The organism is Nocardioides phosphati (assembly GCF_014646375.1).
GTDB lineage: Bacteria > Actinomycetota > Actinomycetes > Propionibacteriales > Nocardioidaceae > Nocardioides > Nocardioides phosphati.
In genome coordinates this window covers 101,672-118,974 of sequence record NZ_BMNI01000007.1, presented here as the reverse complement: position 1 = coordinate 118,974, position 17,303 = coordinate 101,672, and the positions used below count along the sequence as shown (strand labels likewise).

General features: G+C 71.5%; 21 protein-coding genes. 10 read left to right on the top strand and 11 right to left on the bottom strand.

The window, feature by feature from the left end:
* Positions 1-6 precede the first annotated feature (6 nt).
* Complete coding sequence (locus IEX47_RS13700) at positions 7-1,377, bottom strand: DNA recombination protein RmuC (protein WP_188784560.1); 1,371 nt, start codon at positions 1,375-1,377, stop codon at positions 7-9.
* A gap of 83 nt (positions 1,378-1,460) precedes the next feature.
* Here IEX47_RS13700 and IEX47_RS13695 point away from each other — a divergent pair, with 83 nt between their 5' ends.
* Positions 1,461-1,901, top strand: a complete 441-nt coding sequence (locus tag IEX47_RS13695) for an OsmC family protein (RefSeq protein ID WP_188784559.1) — start codon at positions 1,461-1,463, stop codon at positions 1,899-1,901.
* On the opposite strand, the gene IEX47_RS13690 is transcribed toward IEX47_RS13695, so the two are convergent.
* The gene (locus IEX47_RS13690) at positions 1,885-2,565 is read right to left on the bottom strand and encodes a peptidylprolyl isomerase (RefSeq protein ID WP_188784558.1); all 681 of its coding nucleotides are present in this window, start codon (positions 2,563-2,565) and stop codon (positions 1,885-1,887) included. The two genes, IEX47_RS13695 and IEX47_RS13690, sit on opposite strands and share 17 nt — an antisense overlap.
* A gap of 25 nt (positions 2,566-2,590) precedes the next feature.
* Entirely contained in the window at positions 2,591-3,850 is a 1,260-nt protein-coding gene (locus IEX47_RS13685) for a helix-turn-helix domain-containing protein (protein ID WP_188784557.1), read from the bottom strand.
* A gap of 79 nt (positions 3,851-3,929) precedes the next feature.
* Here IEX47_RS13685 and IEX47_RS13680 point away from each other — a divergent pair, with 79 nt between their 5' ends.
* Entirely contained in the window at positions 3,930-4,340 is a 411-nt protein-coding gene (locus tag IEX47_RS13680) for an ester cyclase (RefSeq protein WP_188784556.1), read from the top strand.
* Here IEX47_RS13680 and IEX47_RS13675 read toward each other — a convergent pair.
* Positions 4,337-4,906 carry a nitroreductase family protein gene (locus IEX47_RS13675; RefSeq protein WP_188784555.1) on the bottom strand — a complete coding sequence of 190 codons (570 nt, stop codon included), beginning with the start codon at positions 4,904-4,906 and terminating at the stop codon, positions 4,337-4,339. The genes IEX47_RS13680 and IEX47_RS13675 overlap by 4 nt on opposite strands.
* Before the next feature lie 259 nt (positions 4,907-5,165).
* Between IEX47_RS13675 and IEX47_RS13670 the strand changes: the two genes are divergently transcribed.
* Entirely contained in the window at positions 5,166-5,495 is a 330-nt protein-coding gene (locus tag IEX47_RS13670; protein WP_188784554.1) for a hypothetical protein, read from the top strand.
* A 41-nt stretch (positions 5,496-5,536) separates the two neighbouring features.
* Here IEX47_RS13670 and IEX47_RS13665 read toward each other — a convergent pair whose 3' ends face one another.
* The gene (locus IEX47_RS13665; protein WP_188784553.1) at positions 5,537-6,184 is read right to left on the bottom strand and encodes an aggregation-promoting factor C-terminal-like domain-containing protein; all 648 of its coding nucleotides are present in this window, start codon (positions 6,182-6,184) and stop codon (positions 5,537-5,539) included.
* A gap of 104 nt (positions 6,185-6,288) precedes the next feature.
* Here IEX47_RS13665 and IEX47_RS13660 point away from each other — a divergent pair, with 104 nt between their 5' ends.
* Together IEX47_RS13660 and IEX47_RS13655 are read left to right on the top strand one after the other, a co-directional pair.
* Positions 6,289-6,783: an asparaginase domain-containing protein gene (locus IEX47_RS13660; RefSeq protein WP_188784552.1), complete on the top strand. Its 495-nt coding sequence runs from the start codon at positions 6,289-6,291 to the stop codon at positions 6,781-6,783.
* A 65-nt stretch (positions 6,784-6,848) separates the two neighbouring features.
* Complete coding sequence (locus tag IEX47_RS13655) at positions 6,849-6,986, top strand: hypothetical protein (RefSeq protein ID WP_188784551.1); 138 nt, start codon at positions 6,849-6,851, stop codon at positions 6,984-6,986.
* Positions 6,987-6,995: 9 nt separating this feature from the next.
* Here IEX47_RS13655 and IEX47_RS13650 read toward each other — a convergent pair whose 3' ends face one another.
* Positions 6,996-7,457: a GNAT family N-acetyltransferase gene (locus IEX47_RS13650; protein ID WP_188784619.1), complete on the bottom strand. Its 462-nt coding sequence runs from the start codon at positions 7,455-7,457 to the stop codon at positions 6,996-6,998.
* A 5-nt stretch (positions 7,458-7,462) separates the two neighbouring features.
* Positions 7,463-8,479 (bottom strand): zinc-dependent alcohol dehydrogenase family protein, encoded by a 1,017-nt coding sequence (locus tag IEX47_RS13645; protein ID WP_188784550.1) that lies wholly within the window; start codon positions 8,477-8,479, stop codon positions 7,463-7,465.
* Between the two features lie 57 nt (positions 8,480-8,536).
* Here IEX47_RS13645 and IEX47_RS13640 point away from each other — a divergent pair, with 57 nt between their 5' ends.
* Positions 8,537-9,586, top strand: coding sequence for a tellurite resistance/C4-dicarboxylate transporter family protein (locus IEX47_RS13640; RefSeq protein WP_229662875.1), 1,050 nt, complete (start codon positions 8,537-8,539; stop codon positions 9,584-9,586).
* A 79-nt stretch (positions 9,587-9,665) separates the two neighbouring features.
* On the top strand, positions 9,666-11,192 hold the full coding sequence (locus IEX47_RS13635) for a UDP-N-acetylglucosamine 1-carboxyvinyltransferase (protein WP_188784549.1): 1,527 nt from the start codon (positions 9,666-9,668) through the stop codon (positions 11,190-11,192).
* 167 nt (positions 11,193-11,359) lie between these two features.
* Here the strand turns inward: IEX47_RS13635 and IEX47_RS13630 are convergent, their stop codons facing one another.
* Positions 11,360-11,626: a TFIIB-type zinc ribbon-containing protein gene (locus IEX47_RS13630; RefSeq protein WP_188784548.1), complete on the bottom strand. Its 267-nt coding sequence runs from the start codon at positions 11,624-11,626 to the stop codon at positions 11,360-11,362.
* An 81-nt stretch (positions 11,627-11,707) separates the two neighbouring features.
* On the opposite strand from IEX47_RS13630, the gene IEX47_RS13625 reads away from it, so the two are divergent.
* From IEX47_RS13625 to IEX47_RS13615, 3 genes are all read left to right on the top strand, one after another.
* Positions 11,708-12,508: a glycerophosphodiester phosphodiesterase family protein gene (locus tag IEX47_RS13625; RefSeq protein ID WP_188784547.1), complete on the top strand. Its 801-nt coding sequence runs from the start codon at positions 11,708-11,710 to the stop codon at positions 12,506-12,508.
* On the top strand, positions 12,505-13,836 hold the full coding sequence (locus IEX47_RS13620; RefSeq protein WP_188784546.1) for an MFS transporter: 1,332 nt from the start codon (positions 12,505-12,507) through the stop codon (positions 13,834-13,836). Before IEX47_RS13625 ends, IEX47_RS13620 begins: the two co-directional genes overlap by 4 nt.
* 136 nt (positions 13,837-13,972) lie before the next feature.
* A complete protein-coding gene (locus tag IEX47_RS13615; protein ID WP_107699674.1) occupies positions 13,973-14,359 on the top strand; it encodes an RNA polymerase-binding protein RbpA in 387 nt (128 codons plus the stop codon).
* Positions 14,360-14,378: 19 nt separating this feature from the next.
* Here the strand turns inward: IEX47_RS13615 and IEX47_RS13610 are convergent, their stop codons facing one another.
* Genes IEX47_RS13610 through lnt form a run of 3 tightly spaced genes read right to left on the bottom strand, consistent with a single transcriptional unit; the run spans position 14,379 to position 17,194 of the window.
* Entirely contained in the window at positions 14,379-14,912 is a 534-nt protein-coding gene (locus IEX47_RS13610; RefSeq protein WP_188784545.1) for an FxsA family protein, read from the bottom strand.
* Between the two features lie 4 nt (positions 14,913-14,916).
* Positions 14,917-15,699 (bottom strand): polyprenol monophosphomannose synthase, encoded by a 783-nt coding sequence (locus tag IEX47_RS13605; RefSeq protein ID WP_229662874.1) that lies wholly within the window; start codon positions 15,697-15,699, stop codon positions 14,917-14,919.
* Positions 15,674-17,194 (bottom strand): apolipoprotein N-acyltransferase, encoded by a 1,521-nt coding sequence (lnt, locus tag IEX47_RS13600; RefSeq protein ID WP_188784544.1) that lies wholly within the window; start codon positions 17,192-17,194, stop codon positions 15,674-15,676. Before lnt ends, IEX47_RS13605 begins: the two co-directional genes overlap by 26 nt.
* Between the last annotated feature and the right edge of the window lie 109 nt (positions 17,195-17,303).

The window sequence follows — 17,303 nt, the reverse complement described above, 5'->3', positions numbered from 1 at the left end:
CGGCTCTCAGCCGGCCGCGGAGTCGTCGTCGACGACCTCGGCGTCGATCGGCTCGAAGTGGAGCGGAAGCTCGTCACGGTCGACGTCGCGGAGCGCCTCGAAGTCGGCCGCCACGATCCGGCGGGGCGTCTTCTCGATCAGCGTGGGGGTCGCGAGCAGCTTCGCCTCGTCGACCTGGTCGAGCTTGCGGGCGGTGACGAGGACGCGCGACTCCAGCGAGCTCGCGAACGAGTTGTAGTGGTTGACGGCGCCTTCGAGGGAGCTGCGCATCTTCTCGGCGTGGCCGGCGAGCGTGCAGATCCGGCGGTAGAGCTCCTGGCCGAGGTCGAAGAGGCGCTTGGCATCCTCGGTCAGCACGTCCTGGCGCCAGGTGTAGGCCACCGTCTTGAGCACCGCCCAGAGGTTGGCCGGCGTGGCCAGCACGACGCCCTTGCCGAACGCGTACTCCATCAGCGAGGGGTCGACCTCGAGCGCGGCGTTGAGCAGCTGCTCGTTGGGGATGAAGGCGATCGTGAACTCCGGGCTCGCGGCCAGACCGGTCCAGTAGGTCTTGCCCGAGAGCGCGTCGACGTGCCCGCGGATCTTGCGGGCGTGGTCGACGAGCAGGCGCTGCCGCTCGTCGGCGTCGGAGGCCGCCCGGAAGGCTGCGACGAAGGCGGTGTACGGCGCCTTCGCGTCGACTGCCATCTGCTTGCCGCCCGGAAGGTTGACGACCATGTCGGGACGGCGCGCGCCCGAGTCGGCGGTGATCGAGGCCTGGGTCGTGAAGTCGACCCGGGCGAGCAGGCCCGCGGACTCGACCAGCGTGCGGAGCTGCGTCTCGCCCCAGTAGCCCCGCGTGGCGTTGTTGCCGAGGGCGGAGGCCAGCGTGTCGGCCGCCTTGCGCGACTCCTCCGCCGTACGCCGGGTCGTGCGGAGCTGCTCGGCGAGCTCGCCGTGCTGCAGGGAGCGCTGGCGCTCGAGCTCGTCGACCTTGCGCTGCATCGCCTGCAGCTGCTGGGCGACCGGGGTGAGGGTCTTGAGGACCTGGGTCTGGCCCGCCTCGGCGCGCTCGCGCTCGGCCTGCTCGCGGCGGTGCGCCTCGAGCAGGGCCTGGTGGTCGGCACGGGCGTTGACCAGGCTCTGCTGGAGGCTGGCGACCGACTCGCGGAGTCCGGCGACCGTGGCCTCGGCGTGGGCGACGTCGGCCTGCAGCACCGCACGCGCCTCGGCCTCCTCCTGGCGGACCGCGGCGATCTCGGCCCGGTGGCGCGCAGCAGCGATCTCGGGGTCCTCCGCTGCGGGGAGCGGCAGGGTCTCGGCCTGGCGGAGGCGGGCTGCGAGCCAGCCCACGACAGCACCGAGCAGGAGACCGAGGAGCACACCGACGAGAAGCATGTGACCATCCAAACAGCGACCACCGACAGAACCCGCGACCCACGCCGCGAGCCGGCCGGTTGCCTCGGCGTACTGTCCTCGGCATGGGTGACACGCACCGCCAGGTAGAGCTGGAGAAGATCGGCCCGGCGCGGTTCCGCGCGACCAACGAGCGCGGGGGAGTGGTGACGCTCGGCGACGGCACGGACCCCGACTTCACGCCCGTCGAGCTGCTCCTGGCTGCCCTCGCGGGCTGCGGAGCGGTGACGATCGACCCGATCACGGCCCGGCGTGCGGCCGCGACGACGTTCCGCGCCGTCGCGACGGGGGAGAAGGAGCGCGACGAGGGCGGCACCCGGATGGGTCAGCTCACGGTGACCTTCGAGATCGAGTTCCCCGAGGGGCCCGAGGGCGACGCGGCGCGCGCGATCCTGCCCTCGACCGTGGAGCGGACCCACGAGCGCTGGTGCACCGTCAGCCGCACCGTCGAGGCGGGCGCCCCGGTCGTCATGCGGCTGGGGGAGTCGACTACTTCGCCGCGCTGACCGCGACGTCCTTGATCGTCACCGGCTGGTTGGGGTGACCGCCACCGGCCCGGTTGGATCCGTCGTCGCCCTTGGCGCCGACGGCCTTGAGGATCTTGATGCCGGCCGGGGCGAGGTGGCCGAAGACGGTGTAGTCGGGGTTGAGCTGCGTGTCACCGAAGACCAGGAAGAACTGGGACCCGCCGGAGTTGGGGGCTCCGGTGTTGGCCATCGCGAGGGTGCCTGCGGGGTAGGCCTCGTCGCCGGTGACCTCGTCGGGGACGGTGTAGCCCGGACCGCCGCCGGTCGTGCCGGTCGGGTCCCCGCACTGGAGCATGGCGAAGCCGGGGCCGTCGGCGATACGCGGGCAGGGCGTGTCGTCGAAGAAGTCCTGCGCGGCGAGCGAGAGGAACGAGTTCACCGTGCACGGCGCGGCCTTGCCGTCCAGGGTGATCGCGAGGTTGCCGACGTTCGTCTTGATGGTCGCCGCGACCTCACCGGTGGCGGTCGGCTCCGCGGCCGGCGCCTTGACGGGACGCGCGGCCGGCCCCGACGAGGGGTACGAGCAGGTGCCCGAGCCGTCGGACGGCGATGCGGCCTGGTCGCCCGAGTCGCTGCCGCAGGCGGAGAGGGCGAGGGCCGGGACCAGGGCGAGCGAGGCGACGAGCGTCGTACGGGTCAGCATGGCGGCGACTGTAGTGGGCGGGCCCTCACTCGCCGAGCGCGAGGGTGACCGCCTCCTCGAGGCGCAGGGCGCGGCCCCGGGTCCAGGCGCTCGCCCAGGCCTCGACAGTGGTCTGGCTCCGTACGCCCTCGAGGCGGGCCTCGACCAGCCGGGCGTCGAGGGGCAATGCCCGACCGGAGTACGACTCGCGGAGCCGCTCCGCTGCGGCACCGAGCGTGGCGGCGCGCACGGGGTCGCCGTTCGTGGCGGCGACGGCGGCGAGACCGGCGAGGCCCTCGGCCGTGCCCTTCGGCTCGGCCAGGCTCACGAACGCCGCAAGGCTCTGGCTGTAGAGGGACTGGGCGCGGCCGTGCTGGTCCTCGGCGAGCGCCGAGAGGCCGAGGTAGCCGAGGCAGCGCGCCCGGAACCGCTCGTCACCGAGCTCCTCGTAGCGGCGCAGGGCCTCGTTGAACGAGGCCCGTGCGGTACTGGGGTCGTTGGACGCGACGAGGGCCAGTCCGAGGTTGAGGTGCGAGGTCGCCACGAGCCAGGGCTGGTCCAGCCGTTCGGCGTACGAGAGCGCCTCGGTGAGCTCGCGCAGTGCGCCCGACGCATCAGCTCCGGCGAGGGAGACCATGCCGCGCACGGTCGCGGCGTTGCGCCTGGCCGTGTCGTCACCCGTCCCTGCGGCCGCTTCGCTGAGCAGGCGGGCGCACTCGCGTGCGTACGCATCGTCACCCTGCTCGAACGCTAGCCACGCGAGCGCCCAGAGCGCCTTCAGCCGCGTGGACGGCAGCGCCACCGCGCCCGCGAGACCGCGCTCGAGCCAGGCGCGGCCGCGTGCCAGCTCGCCGCGTGCCTGCCAGTACTGCCACAGGCCGAGGCTCAGCCGAAGCACGGACTCGGCGTCGCTGTCCTCGTGGGCCCACCGCAGCGCGACCTCGACGTTGGCGGCGTCCGCGTCGAGGGCGGCGTACCAGTGGTCCTCGCGGCCGAGCTCCCGGCCGACCTGCTCGACCCGCTCCAGGTGCACCGTCACGAACCGGTGCCGGTAGCCGAGGTCGAGCTCGCCGGGAGCCTCCACAGCCTGCCCACGCGCGAGCACGCTGAACTCGTCGGAGGCGCTGCCCGCCAGGCCGAGCGCGCCAGCCAGGCGGCCGGCCGTGTCGGGGTACAGGCGGCGCCGGAGGCCACGCTCGATGTCGCTGATCGTGCGCGCGCTCAGGCCGGAGCGCTCCGCGAGCTCCTCCTGCGTGAGGTGGGCGTCCTCGCGGAGGGTGCGCAGGGTCCGTCCCAGGCTGCCCATGGCCGGACACTAGTCCGAGCACGAAGTCGGTGGGTCACTTTTCGTGGCGGCCCGGGGGAGCGGGGTCGAGGCTGGCCGCATGGACACCAACGCCAACAAGCAGACCGCCCGCCGGTTCTACGACCTCTTCAACGCCGGGGACCTCTCCGGCATCGCCGAGCTCGCCGTCGAGGAGTACGCCGAGAACGACCCGCTGCCCGGGCAGGGGACCGGGCGCGAAGGCCTCGTCGACCGCGTCTCGATGCTCGTGGGCGCCCTCGCTCCGCACTTCACGGTCGAGGACGTCGTCGCGGAGGGCGACCGCGTGGTCGTCCGCTGGAGCCAGACGGGCACGCACGTGGGGGAGTTCTTCGGTGCGCCCGCCACCGGGCGGACCTTCGTCGGCAGCGGGATCGACATCTACCGGCTCACCGACGACGGCCAGCTCGCCGAGCATTGGCACGCCGTCGACCTCTTCGGCCTGCTGACCCAGCTGGGTCTTGTCGGCTAGCCGGCCTGTGTCCGCCCGACGCGAGCCCACGTGATCGCGTCGCGCGTACGTCGTTCGCGACTGGTGCCTGCGCCCTGGTGCGCATGCGGGTCGCCGAGGGGGAGCCCGAGCGCGGCCATGCTGGTCACCTCCCAGTGGGCGGGCACGGCGAACTCGGCTGCGAGCGCGTCGCGGTCGAAGGCGCGGAACTGGTGGACCGCCAACCCGAGGTGGTGGGCCTGGAAGGTCAGGTGGGCGACGGCCTGGCCGAGGTCGTAGTGGGCGAACTCGGAGTACTCCAGGTCGGTGCCCTCGACGTGTCGCTGCGTGAGGTTGGCGACGAGGAGGCTGGCGGCGGGCGCCCAGGCGCCGGAGCTCCGCGCGAGATGGCGCACGAGGCGCGTGTGCACGTCGTCGCCGCGGCGGCCGACGACGAACGACCAGGGCTGGGAGTTGCCTGCCGACGGCGTACGCCGGGCGGCCTCGAGCAGCGCGTCGACGTGGGCCTCGGGGATCACGTGGTCCGGGTCGAAGCGCAGCGGGCTGAACCGCTGCAAGGCGAACGCGTGGACGAGGTCACCGGGCATGGGCAGGCAACCGGCCACATGCGCGTGGCATTCCGCGGGGAGCGGGGCCTCTGCGCACACGGAATGACATAATGTCCATTATCGGATCTATCTGTCGTCTTGCCTGGACGGCAGAGTGGGGCTGTTGTTGGGCAACTGGATGACCAACGACCCCTGCCGAACCAGACCCGCGGCCCTGTCGGCTCGCACAGGACCAGCGCGAGGCTTTCCTTAGGCGCACCTGCACGACGTGGTGCGGTTCCGGAAGGAAGGCAAGAAGATGACGATTGCGCAGAACCCGGTGTTGACGTCGATGCACGATCGTCGTCTGGTCTGGTGGGCCAACGGCCTGGCGGTGGCCGCGGTGATCCTGACCGCGTCCGGCCTCACGGTCCTTGCCATCGTGGGCTTCGATGCCAATGACGAGGACTTCGCCGGCTGGAAGGGCGTCTTCGTCCTCACCGGGCTGTTCGGCGGAACGTTGGTGTCGATCGTGGCGTTCGTGACGGCCGTCGTGGCGAAGATGCGACACGAGCGCTGGGCGCTGCTGTGGCTCCCGCTGCTCTTCGGTCCCGCGTTCATCATCTCCTTGCCGTTCTGGTTCGAGTGACCATGTGGCGCGGACTAGACGTCGGGCAGCACGTCGACGGTTCAGTACCAGCCGAACTTCTCGGAGTGGCGCCACGCAGCCTGCGGGCTGCCGTACCTCGCTCCGATGTACGCGAGACCCCAACGAATCTGGGTCTCCGGGTTGGTCTTCCAGTCCGGGCCGACGGTCGCCATCTTGCTGCCCGGCAGCGCCTGCGGGATGCCGTAGGCGCCCGACGAACGGTTCTGGGCGAGCTGGTTCCAGCCGGACTCGCGGTACCAGAGCGCATCGAGCGCCGGCCACTGGTCGGCGCCCCAGCCGAACTGTGTCATCAGCCGGTAGCCCAGTGCGCGGTTCGTGCCCGGGCGCACCGTGCCCGGCGCAGGCGCCGGCCCACCGGCGGCCATCTGCGCGGCGATCCGCTCGGCCGTGTCGGCGAGCTCGCGCATGATCTGGCCGTCGGTGACGCTCGTGCGCGCCTGGGTCATCGCGGCGAGCTGCTCCGGTGACAGCGTGCGCCCACCGCCACGCGACGCCTCCTGGCGCATCTCCACGGTCGGCCGCGCCTTCACCGCCCGCGCTTCGTCCTTCGGCAGCACGACTGCCGTCGTCGGCGTCGGCGTCGCCGGCGCGCTGACGAACAGCGGCTCGCAGCCGGTCACCACGACGACGGCAGCGACGAGCGCGAGCACAGCACGGCCCTGCGTCATCTGTCGGCTCCCGGCACCTCGTGGCAAGTGAATCTCGCCAACCTAACCCGGCGACGCGCCTCCCGCACACGGTTCGTGCAGTGTGCACGGATATCGTCACCCGCATGCCGCACATCCATGTCGTCGCGACCGGCGGGACCATCGACAAGGTCTACGCCCTCACCGGTGAGCTCGAGATCGGCGCACCCGCGGCCGACACGCTCCTCTCCCCCATCCTCACCGACAACACGTACGACGTGACGCCGGCGCTCGCCCTCGACAGCTTGGACATGACCGACGCAGACCGTGCTGCGCTCTGTGCGGTGATCGACGGACTGCCGGGTCGCCTCGTCGTGGTCACGCACGGCACCGACACGATGCCCGAGACGGCCGCCTTCCTCGACGAGCACCTCGCGGCGGCCGACCAGACCGTCGTGCTGACCGGCGCGATGCGTCCGGCGGCGATGGCGCCGAGCGACGCGGCGTACAACCTGGGGGCGGCGATGACCGCGGTGCAGCTGCTGCCCGCGGGCGTCCACATCGCCATGAGTGGCCGGGTCTTCAGCGCGGGCAAGGTCGCCAAGGACCACGCTCGCGGGATCTTCGTGGAACTTTCCTGACAACCGCGTCACGCCCGGGTGGACCGGACGTCTCATGAGCACCAGGACGTTTCGAGGAGCTGCTCATGTGGGACACGTACGAGGAGAACACGGTCCACCTCGCCCACGATCTGCCGTGTGCGGGATGTGGCCACGCCGCCCACCGCTACCTGCCGTGCGACCGGTGCGACTGCACGCCGCCGGACGCTCCGGGCAGCTTCTGACCCACGCGGTCAGGCCGGGAGCGACAGCGTCATGAAGACGCTGTTGGGGTCCGGCACATAGTCCGCGAACGGAGCGCAGACGACGAAGCCGTGGCGCTGGTAGAGGCGGCGCGCCGGCTCGAAGTACGGCTCGACCCCGGTCTCGAGCGAGACGCGCACTGCGCCCCGGCGTACCGCCTCGTCGAGGAGGTGCCGGAGGATCGCCGCACCGGTGCCGCGCCCGCGCTGGTCGCGCGCGGCACGCATCGACTTGATCTCGAGGTGCCCGTCGCCCAGGTCGCGCAGTGCCCCGCAGCCCAGCAGGGTGTCGCCGTCCCAGGCGCTGTAGAAGGCGATGTCCGGAGCCCGCAGCGCGTCGAGGTCGAGCGCGTGCACCGACTCGGGTGGCGAGGTGGCGTACATGTCCTCGAGGTGCTCCGACAGGAGTGCCTGCACCGCCGCGTGCGAGAGGTCGTCGGGGCGGATCGCCATCGCGGTCACGGCTGCAGGAGCACCTTGATCGCCCGCCGCTCATCCATGGCGCGGTAGCCCTCGGCGACCTGGTCGAGAGGCAGCGTCATGTCGAAGACCCGTCCCGGGTCGATCGACCCGTCGAGCACGAGGCCGAGGAGCTCGGGGAGATACTTGCGGACCGGCGCCATACCGCCGGCCAGCCCGACGTTGCGGCCGAACATCGTGCCGACGGGCAGCACCACGCCGTGCGGCACGCCGACGAAGCCGACGGTCGAGCCCGGGCGCGCGGCGTGGAAGGCGGTCTTCATCGAGTCGTCGGTGCCGACGCACTCGAGGACGGCGTCAGCCCCGACTCCCCCGGTGATCTCCAGGACCGCCTCGGTGGCCTCCTTGCCGCGCACCGAGACGATGTCGGTCGCGCCGAACGCCTTCGCGATCTCCTGCCGCGGCTCGTGGCGCGACATCGCGATGATCCGCTCGGCGCCGAGCTGACGGGCGGCGAGGACGCCGCAGAGACCGACGGCGCCGTCACCGACGACGACCGCCGTCCCGCCACGTCGTACGCCGGCGGCGACGGCTGCGTGCCAGCCCGTCGGCATCACGTCGGAGAGGGCGAGCAGCGACGGGATGAGCGAGGGGTCAGGCGTGCCGGGCACGGCGACGAGCGAGCCGTCGGCTTGGTTGACCCTGACGTACTCCCCCTGGCCGCTGACGGTGAAGCCGAGGTTGGTGCAGGCCGACTGCATGCCGGCGGCGCAGTGGACGCAGGTGTTGTCGCAGTGGTCGAAGGGCACGACGACGAAGTCGCCGACCTTGACGGAGCGGACCTCCGCCCCGACCTCCTCCACGACGCCGATGCACTCGTGGCCGATCGTGCTGCCCTCGGTGATCGGGTTCTCACCGCGGTAGGGCCACAGGTCCGAGCCGCAGATGCAGCCGGCGACGACCTTCACGATCGCATCGGTCGGCTGCTCGATGCGGGGGTCGGCGACCTCGCCGAATCGGATGTCGCGGGGCCCGTGGATCGTCGTTGCGCGCATGGCGCCGATCCTGCCACGCGACGGGAAGGACGCGCCCGACCCACTACCCTCCCACCCGTGACCTCCACGCTGCGCTCGCGCGCCGGCTCCGCCGTCGAGGGCCTGACGCCGGGCTACTTCGCCCTCGTGATGGCCAGCGGGATCCTCTCGGCCGGCTTCCACCTGCGCGGCTTCCTGCTCCTGTCCCACGTCCTCCTCGCGGTCTGCGCCACGGCGTACGTCGTGCTGCTGGTGCTCAACGGCGTGCGTTTCGCCCGCTTCCGCCATGCCGTGGCGAGCGACTTCCGCGACCCGCAGCGGGCGTTCGGGTTCTTCACGTTCGTCGCGGGCACCAACGTCCTCGGCGTCCGCCTCGCGATCGAGGGGCACCCGGGCTGGACCGCCGGCCTGCTGGTCGTCTCGGGTCTCACCTGGCTCGTGCTCGGCTACGTCATCCCGTGGACCGCGGTGCTGGGCCACGAGGAGCGACCGGTCGTCCGGCACGCCAACGGGACCTGGTTCATCTGGGTGGTCGCCAGCCAGTCCGTCGCCGCCGCGGCTGCCAGCCTCGAGCCCGTCTACACGACCGGCCGGCGCGAGCTCGCGCTGCTGGCCGTGACCTCGTGGTCGGTCGGCTGCTTCCTCTACGCCTCTGCCGGCGTGATCGTGGCGCTGCGGCTGATGCTGTACCCGTTCGGCCCGGAGGAGCTCACGCCGCCGTACTGGGTCTCGATGGGCGCGCTCGCGATCACCGTGCTGGCCGGGGCCCGGATCGTCGACATGGCCGACGCACCGATGGTCGACGTGACCCGAGGGCTGATCGCAGGACTCGCGGTCGTGGTCTGGGCGTTCGCCACCTGGCTGATCCCGGTCCTGGTGGCGGCCGGCTGGTGGCGCCACGTCGTACGCCGCGTCCCGCTCACCTACCAGCCGACGCTGTGGAGCATCGTCTTCCCGCTCGGCATGTACGCCGTGGCCGGCATCCACCTCGGCGAGGCCGACCACCTGCCCCTCGTCGAAGGCATCGGCGCGACCGAGCTCTGGGTCGCGGCGGGCGCCTGGCTCGTCGTCGCCGTCGCGATGGTGCGCCACCTCGCGCTGACGGTCCTCCTCCCCCGCCGGGCGTGACGCGCACCCTCCGGCGGGCGTGACGCGCCCCCCGGCCGGGCGTCGTTGACGTATCTCATATCTGAGATACCTTGGAGGCATGACCGAGGACTACCTGGGACGCATTGGCAACCTGATCCGCGACGCGCGCAAGCACCGCGGCCTGACCCAGCAGCAGCTCGCTGACCTGCTCGGCACCAGCCAGTCCGCCGTCAACCGCATCGAGAAGGGCCACCAGAACCTCTCGCTCGAGATGCTGGCCCGCATCGGCGCCGCGCTCGACTCCGAGATCGTCTCCCTGGGCGCCGGCCCCACCCACCTGCGCATCACCGGCCCGACGAAGCTCTCCGGCACCATCGCGGTGAAGACCTCCAAGAACGCCGGCGTCGCGCTGCTCTGCGCCTCCCTGCTCAACAAGGGCCGCACCACGCTGCGCAAGGTCGCCCGCATCGAGGAGGTCAACCGGCTGATCGAGGTGCTCGAGAGCCTGGGCGTCCAGACCCGCTGGCTCAACGAGGACAACGACCTCGAGATCATCCCGCCGGCCACGCTCGACCTGTCGAACATCGACGAGGCCGCCGCCCGGCGTACGCGCTCGGTGATCATGTTCCTCGGCCCGCTGCTGCACCGCGAGGACGAGTTCGCGCTCCCCTACGCCGGTGGCTGCAACCTCGGCGAGCGCACCGTCGAGCCGCACCTCTCCGCGCTGCGCCCCTTCGGCCTGACCGTGAAGACGACCGACGGCTCCTACAACGCGAGCGTCAACCGGGCCGTCGAGCCGGGCCGCCCGATCGTGCTGACCGAGCGTGGCGACACCGTCACCGAGAACGCGCTGATGGCCGCTGCCCTCCACCCCGGCACGACCGTCATCCGCAACGCCTCGTCCAACTACATGGTCCAGGACCTCTGCTTCTACCTGCAGAAGCTCGGCGTCGTGGTCGAGGGCGTCGGCACGACGACCCTCACCGTCACCGGTCTCACGGAGATCGACGTGGACGTCGACTACGCGCCCTCGGAGGACCCGATCGAGGCGATGTCGCTGCTGGCCGCCGCGATCGTCACGGAGTCCGAGATCACCATCCAGCGGGTGCCGATCGAGTTCATGGAGATCGAGCTCGCCACCCTCGAGGAGATGGGTCTGCGCTACGACATCTCCGAGGAGTACCTCGCCGAGAACGGCCACACGCGCCTGGTCGACCTGACCCCCAAGCCGTCGAAGCTGCGGGCCCCGCTGGACAAGATCCACCCGCTGCCGTTCCCGGGCCTCAACATCGACAACCTGCCGTTCTTCGCGGTCATCGCGGCCGTCGCCGAGGGCACGACGCTCCTCCACGACTGGGTCTACGAGAACCGCGCGATCTACCTGACCGAGCTCACCAAGCTCGGCGCCGACGTCAAGCTGCTCGACCCGCACCGCGTGCTGGTCAAGGGGCCGACGCACTTCTCCGGCACCGAGATCGTCTGCCCGCCGGCGCTGCGCCCGGCCGTCGTCATCCTGCTCGCCATGCTCGCCTCGAAGGGCACCAGCGTGCTCCGCTCGACGTACGTCATCCACCGTGGCTACGAGGACCTCGCCGAGCGGCTCAACGAGCTCGGCGCCAACATCGTGCCGTTCCGCGACATCTGAGGAGTGAGCCGGAGCCACGCCGAGCGCAGCCAGGTGTTGCGGAGGCGAGCCCCGCAAGACGTGTCGCAAGTCCGGCGCCGCGACATCTGATCGGGGACATCTGACCCAGACGTACGACGAGCCCGCCGCGACATGGTCGTGGCGGGCTCGCGCGGTTCAGGGGGTGGTCAGTCGAAGAGCGTGGCGATCCAGGCGGGAGCGCGCGGCGGCTTCGGCGGCGGGGCGGTCATGCCCGCGGTGATCCGCGGGATCGCCATCGTGTGGCGGCCGTCGGACTCGTGCCACGCGCGTTCGGCCTCGATCATCGCGGTGAGGTCGATCCGCTGCAGGAAGATGCCGTGGCCCTCGGGACACTGCCTCACCTCGAGGCGGCCGACGCCGCGCTCCACCATCTCGGCCCCGCAGCGCGGACAGGCCATCGACTCCTCATCCATGGCCCGAAGGTACTCCTCCGGAGCCCCCTTGTGAGCAGGTCGCACCATGTGGCGTGACCGGATCTTTGCCACGATGGCTGCATGATCCCGTTCGCGCACCGCGGGGGTGCCCGCCACCCCGAGCTCGAGGGCCTGGAGAACACGATGGCGGCCTTCCGGCACGCCGTCGCCCTGGGCTACCGGCACCTCGAGACCGACGTCCACGTCACCCGCGACGGCGTCCTCCTCGCCTTCCACGACCCCCGTCTCGACCGCGTCACGGACCTCACCGGTGCCATCGCCGACCTGACGTACGCCGAGGTGCAGGCCGCACGCGTCGGCGGCCGCGAGCCGGTGCCCACGCTCGAGGAGCTGGTCGACGCGTTCCCGCAGGCGAGCTTCAACATCGACATCAAGGCGCGTGCGGCCGCGGCCCCGCTGGCGCGGTTCGTGACCGAGCGGGGCCTGCAGGACCGGGTGATGGTCGGCTCCTTCTCCCCCGCCGCGCTCCGCGAGTTCCGGCGCCTGACCGGGGGCAGCGTGCCGACGTCGGCGCACCCGCTCGAGATCGCGGCGTACCTCCTGGTGCCGGGCGGGCCGCTCCTCACGCGCCTCCTCGGTGGCCGGCCCGCCGCGCTGCAGGTGCCCGTGCGGCACCGCCGGTTCATCAAGGTCGTGACGCCGCGGCTGGTCCGGAAGGCGCACGCCGCCGGCGCCGAGGTCCACGTGTGGGTGGTCGACGACGAGGCCGAGATCCGCCGCCTCCACGCCATGGGCATCGACGGCATCTTCACCGACCGCACCGACGTCCTGCGCGACGTGCTCACCGACCTGGGGCTGTGGCCCCACGACCAGGACGACCATCACGACGAGCCCGCCGTCGACGACCAGGACGCCTCATGACGACGATCGCCGACCTCGAGCCGCTCAACCGGGCCCGCGAGCAGCGGGCCTGGTACGTCATCGACTGGGCCACGTCGGCGTTCCAGACCACGGTCGCGGGCGTGCTGTTCGCGCCGTACCTGATCTCGATCGCGGAGAACGCCGCCGGCGAGCGCGGGCGGCTGCACGTGCTGGGGCTGGCGATCGCGCCCGGGTCGCTGCCGTCGTACGTCATCACGTTGTCGACCCTGATGAGCGCGCTCTTCTACCCGCTGATCGGGGCCGTCGCCGATCGCACCGCCCGCAAGCCCGACCTGATGGCGGGCTTCGCCTGGGCCGGCGCGCTCGCGTCCGGACTGCTCTTCTTCATGACCGGCGACAACTGGGCCTTCGGCAGCGTCATGTTCATCGTCGCGAACCTGTGCGCCGGCTGCGCTGTCGTCGTCGGCGACTCGATCCTCCCGCTGATCTCCACCGAGGCCGAGCGCGACCGCGTCTCGTCGGTCGGGTGGGCCTGGGGGTACGCCGGCGGAGGCCTCCTGCTCGCGGTCAACTTCCTGGTGGTCAGCTTCCCCGGCGCCATCGGGATCGACAAGGAGCTGGCGGTCCGGCTCTCGCTGCTGTCCGCCGCGGTCTGGTGGGCGGCGTTCATCGTGGTCCCGTGGCGCGGCATCAGGCGGCACGAGCCGGCCGCGGTCGAGCAGGTGGCCGGCGGGCTGCTGGCGCGCTCCTTCGGCCAGCTCTGGGCGACCCTCCGCGACCTGCGCAACTACCCCGTCGCGCTGACCTTCCTGGTCGCCTACCTCTTCTTCAACGACGGCATCCAGACGGTCATCGGCTCCGCGTCGATCTACGGCACCGAGGAGCTCGGCTTCGACGAGGGCTTCGTGCTGGGGACCTACCTGCTCGTGCAGCTGGTCGCGATGCTCGGCGCCCTCGCCTTCGGGCGCGCTGCTGCCCGCTACGGCGCGAAGCACGTCATCCTCACCGGACTGGGAGGCTGGATGGCGATCGTCACCGTCGCGCTCATCGTGCCGAAGGAGCAGGTCCTGCCCTTCCTCGTGCTCGGCGTCGCCATCGGCATCGTGCTCGGTGGCACGCAGGCGCTGGCCCGGTCGTACTTCTCGCTCTTCATCCCGCGGGGCAAGGAGGCGGAGTACTTCAGCCTGTACCACGCGATGGACCGCGGCACGTCGTGGTTCGGCACGCTGACCTTCGGCCTCGTCTACCAGTTGAGTGGGTCCTACCGGCCGGCGATCTTCGCGTTGATCGTCTTCTTCGTGCTCGGTGGCGGCCTCCTGCTGCGGGTCGACACGGCCCGCGGCATGCGTGAGGCCGGCAACTCCTGAGCAGGGAATCCTTGCGCGTGCGCGTACGTTGGAGGAGAACGACACCATCAGGTGTCTCCTGCTCGCGTCATGGGACCACGACCCGTCCGTCCCATCACCGAGACCCTCATCACCCGACGTCAATCCGGAGGTAGCAATGGCAGAGCGCACACTGCGTGGAGCTCGTCTTGGAGGCCAGAGCTTCGAGGACGAGCGCGGGATCGAGTTCGCGGCCCGGCAGCAGGTCGGCTACAACTGCCCGCAGGGCCACTTCTTCGAGATCACGATGTCCGTCGAGGCCGACATCCCGGCGCAGTGGGAGTGTCCGCGCTGCGGCACCGTCGCCCTGAGCGCTGCCGGCATCCTCCCCGAGGAGAAGGCCGAGAAGCCGGTCCGCACCCACTGGGACATGCTGCTCGAGCGCCGATCCGTCGAGGAGCTCGAGGACATCCTCACCGAGCGGCTCGAGCTGCTCCGTGGCGGCGAGATCGGCCCCGCGCACCTGCACCGCCCGAGCAAGGCCAAGAAGAAGGCCAACGCGTGACCGCTGACTGACCCCTGCGTCAGTCCTCCACGACCTCGCCCTGGACCACGTCACCGTGGCCCTCGGGGCGGGGTCGCGGTCCATTTCCGGGAGGTACGCCGGGGAACCCGCCGCCCGGGAAGCCACCGGGGAAGCCACCGCCACCGAAGCCACCGCCGGGCAGCACCACGAGGCGGGCCGCGACGAACCGCGTCAGCAGGCCGCGCGCGAGCGGGCGCGTCATCGGCAGGATGCAGAGGAAGCCGAGGACGTCGGAGAGGAAGCCGGGCGTTAGCATCAGCACGCCGCCGACCAGGATCAGCATGCCGTCGGCGATCTCGCGGGCGGGCATCCGGCCGGACGAGAACGCGGCGCCGAGTGCGGCCAGGGCGCGGGATCCTTCGCGCTTGAGGAGCCAGGCCCCGAAGAGGCTGTCGGCGATCAGCAGCAGGATCGTCCAGCCGACGCCGATCGTCTGCCCGACCCGCACGATCACGATCAGCTCCAGCAGCGGCACGCCGATGAAGAGAAGGGCGAGCAGCCAGCCGGGGACACGGCGTACGGAAGAGGTCACCCCTTCAGCGTCGCACGGGCCGCAAGGCGCCGAGCACGCGGGAGGTGCGCTGCCGCAGGCCCCACCAGGTGATCCGCTGCAGTGACTCGATCGCCACGTCGCTGCTCATCTTCGAGTCGCCGCGCACGCGCTCGACGAACTCGATCGGCACCTCGCGCACGGTCAGGCCGGCCTGCACCGTGCGCCAGGCCATGTCGGTCTGGAAGACGTAGCCGGTCACGTTGACGGAGCCGATGTCGATCTTCTCCAGCGTCGTACGCCGGAAGAGGCGGTAGCCCGCCGTCGAGTCGCGCACCTTCATGCCGAGCAGCAGCCGCACGTAGAGGTTGCCGAGCGCCGAGAGGAGCCGGCGGAAGAGCGGCCAGTTGACCACGGAGCCGCCGGGGACGTAGCGCGACCCGATGACGAGGTCGGCGTCGAGCAAAGCCGAGCGCAGGCGGTAGAGCTGCTCCGGCTGGTGCGAGCCGTCGGCGTCCATCTCGCCGATGACGTCGTAGCCCTGGGCGAGCGCGACCCGGAAGCCGTGGAGGTACGCCGCCCCGAGGCCGGCCTTCTCGCTGCGGTGCACGACCTGCACCTGGGGGTCCGCCGCGGCCAGGCCGTCGGCGATCTCTCCGGTGCCGTCGGGCGAGCCGTCGTCGACGATCATCACGTCGACCTCGGGCTCGGCGCGGCGCAGCCGCTCGACGATCCAGGCGAGGTTCTCCGCCTCGTTGTAGGTGGGCACCACCATCACGGTGCGGCCCAGTGCGCCCTCCACGTCAGTGCACTCCCTCTGTTCGCTCACGCCGTTCTGCCTCCCGACGCTGTCGACGATACGTGTGGATGCTGAACGCGAGGCCAAGCACCGTGGACGTGACGGCGACGGGACCGAGGACGGGACCGATCCAGAGCGAGGGAGGACGGCTGTCGTAGAGCGTGAGGCGGTCCACGAGGACCTGTCTGGTGCGGGTCTGGGCGGTGTCGACGACCCGCCCGTCGGCGTCGATGATGGCGGTGCGGCCGTTGGTGGAGGAGACGGCGATCGTGCGCCCGAGCTCGCGGGCCCGCACCCGCGTGATCGCGAACTGCTGGTCGACCTGCCGGGTGTTGATGAACGTCGCGTTGGAGGTCTGCACGACCGCGAGCCGGGCACCGTCACGGACCTGCGGCCCGAGCGTGTCGCCGAACGCGACGTCGAAGCAGATCGCGTCGGCGATGCGTGTGCCGTCGATGGTCAGCGGGGTCCTGGTCGTGCCGGCGACCATGTTGCGCCGGACCAGCCCGAGGTCCTCGGTGAAGCGGGTGCCGAACAGCCCGCGCCACGGAACGAACTCGCCGAACGGCACCGGGTGCGCCTTCACGTAGCGGTCCCCCACGCCCGTGACGGGGTCCAGGACGATGCCCTGGTTGAGGACCTTCGTCGCGTCGTGGGGGTCCTCGGTGATCGTGCCGAAGAGGATCGGCCGCTGGATCGCGTCGACGGCGCGGATCACGTATCCGTGGACTCGCGCGTCGAGGAACGGGTCGACGGCGGTCGAGTTCTCGGGCCAGAGGACGAGGTCGGGCTCTGGCTGCGTGCCGCGCGCGACCTCGGCGGCCAGCTGCACCGTGAGGTCGGAGTGCGACCGGGTCACCTCGTAGTGGTGGGCGGCGACGAACGTGCCGTCGCCCGGTACATCGCCCTGGACCACGGCGACGGTCACCGCGCCCGTCTCGTGGCGCGGCGGCTGGACCCATGCGGGAATCGCCAGCACCACCACGGCTCCCGCGACGACGAGGACCGCTCCCCTCCCCCGTCCCTCGGACGCGAGCCACGCGAGGCCGGCACCGAGGCCGACGACGACGAGCGTGGCGCCGGGGACACCGATCCACGGCAGCCACGCCGCGACGGGGGTGTCGATGACGCCGAGCCCGAGGCGCCCCCACGGGAACCCGCCGAAGGGGAACGATGACCGCACCGTCTCGAGCGCGAGCCACGCCACGGCGTACCAGGCCGGCCAGTGGCGGCGGTGACCGAGGCGCGCGAGCACCGCGCCGAGGACGGCGAGGTAGCCCGCCTGCAGGACCGTCAGCGCGATCCACGGGGAGTCGCCGAGCGTGCGCAGCCACCAGAGGTGGGCGCCGAAGAAGCCCAGGCCGTACGCCGCGCCGGCGACCGCGGCGCGGACGGTGCCCGCGCCGCGGACCGCGAGGAAGTAGGCCGCGAGCCCGACTGGCATCAGCCAGGCCCATGTCACCGGCTCGAAGGCCAGTGCGGTGACCACCCCGGCCGTCGTGGCGACGAGGAGGCGGGTGGGCACGGCGGTGATGCTACCGGCGTGCCCCGCACCCCTCCCTCCGCAGGCGAAGGAGTGATCCGACCCTTCGGGCCCACCCAACGCGCGACTGGCTGTCGCGGACGGGAAGTTG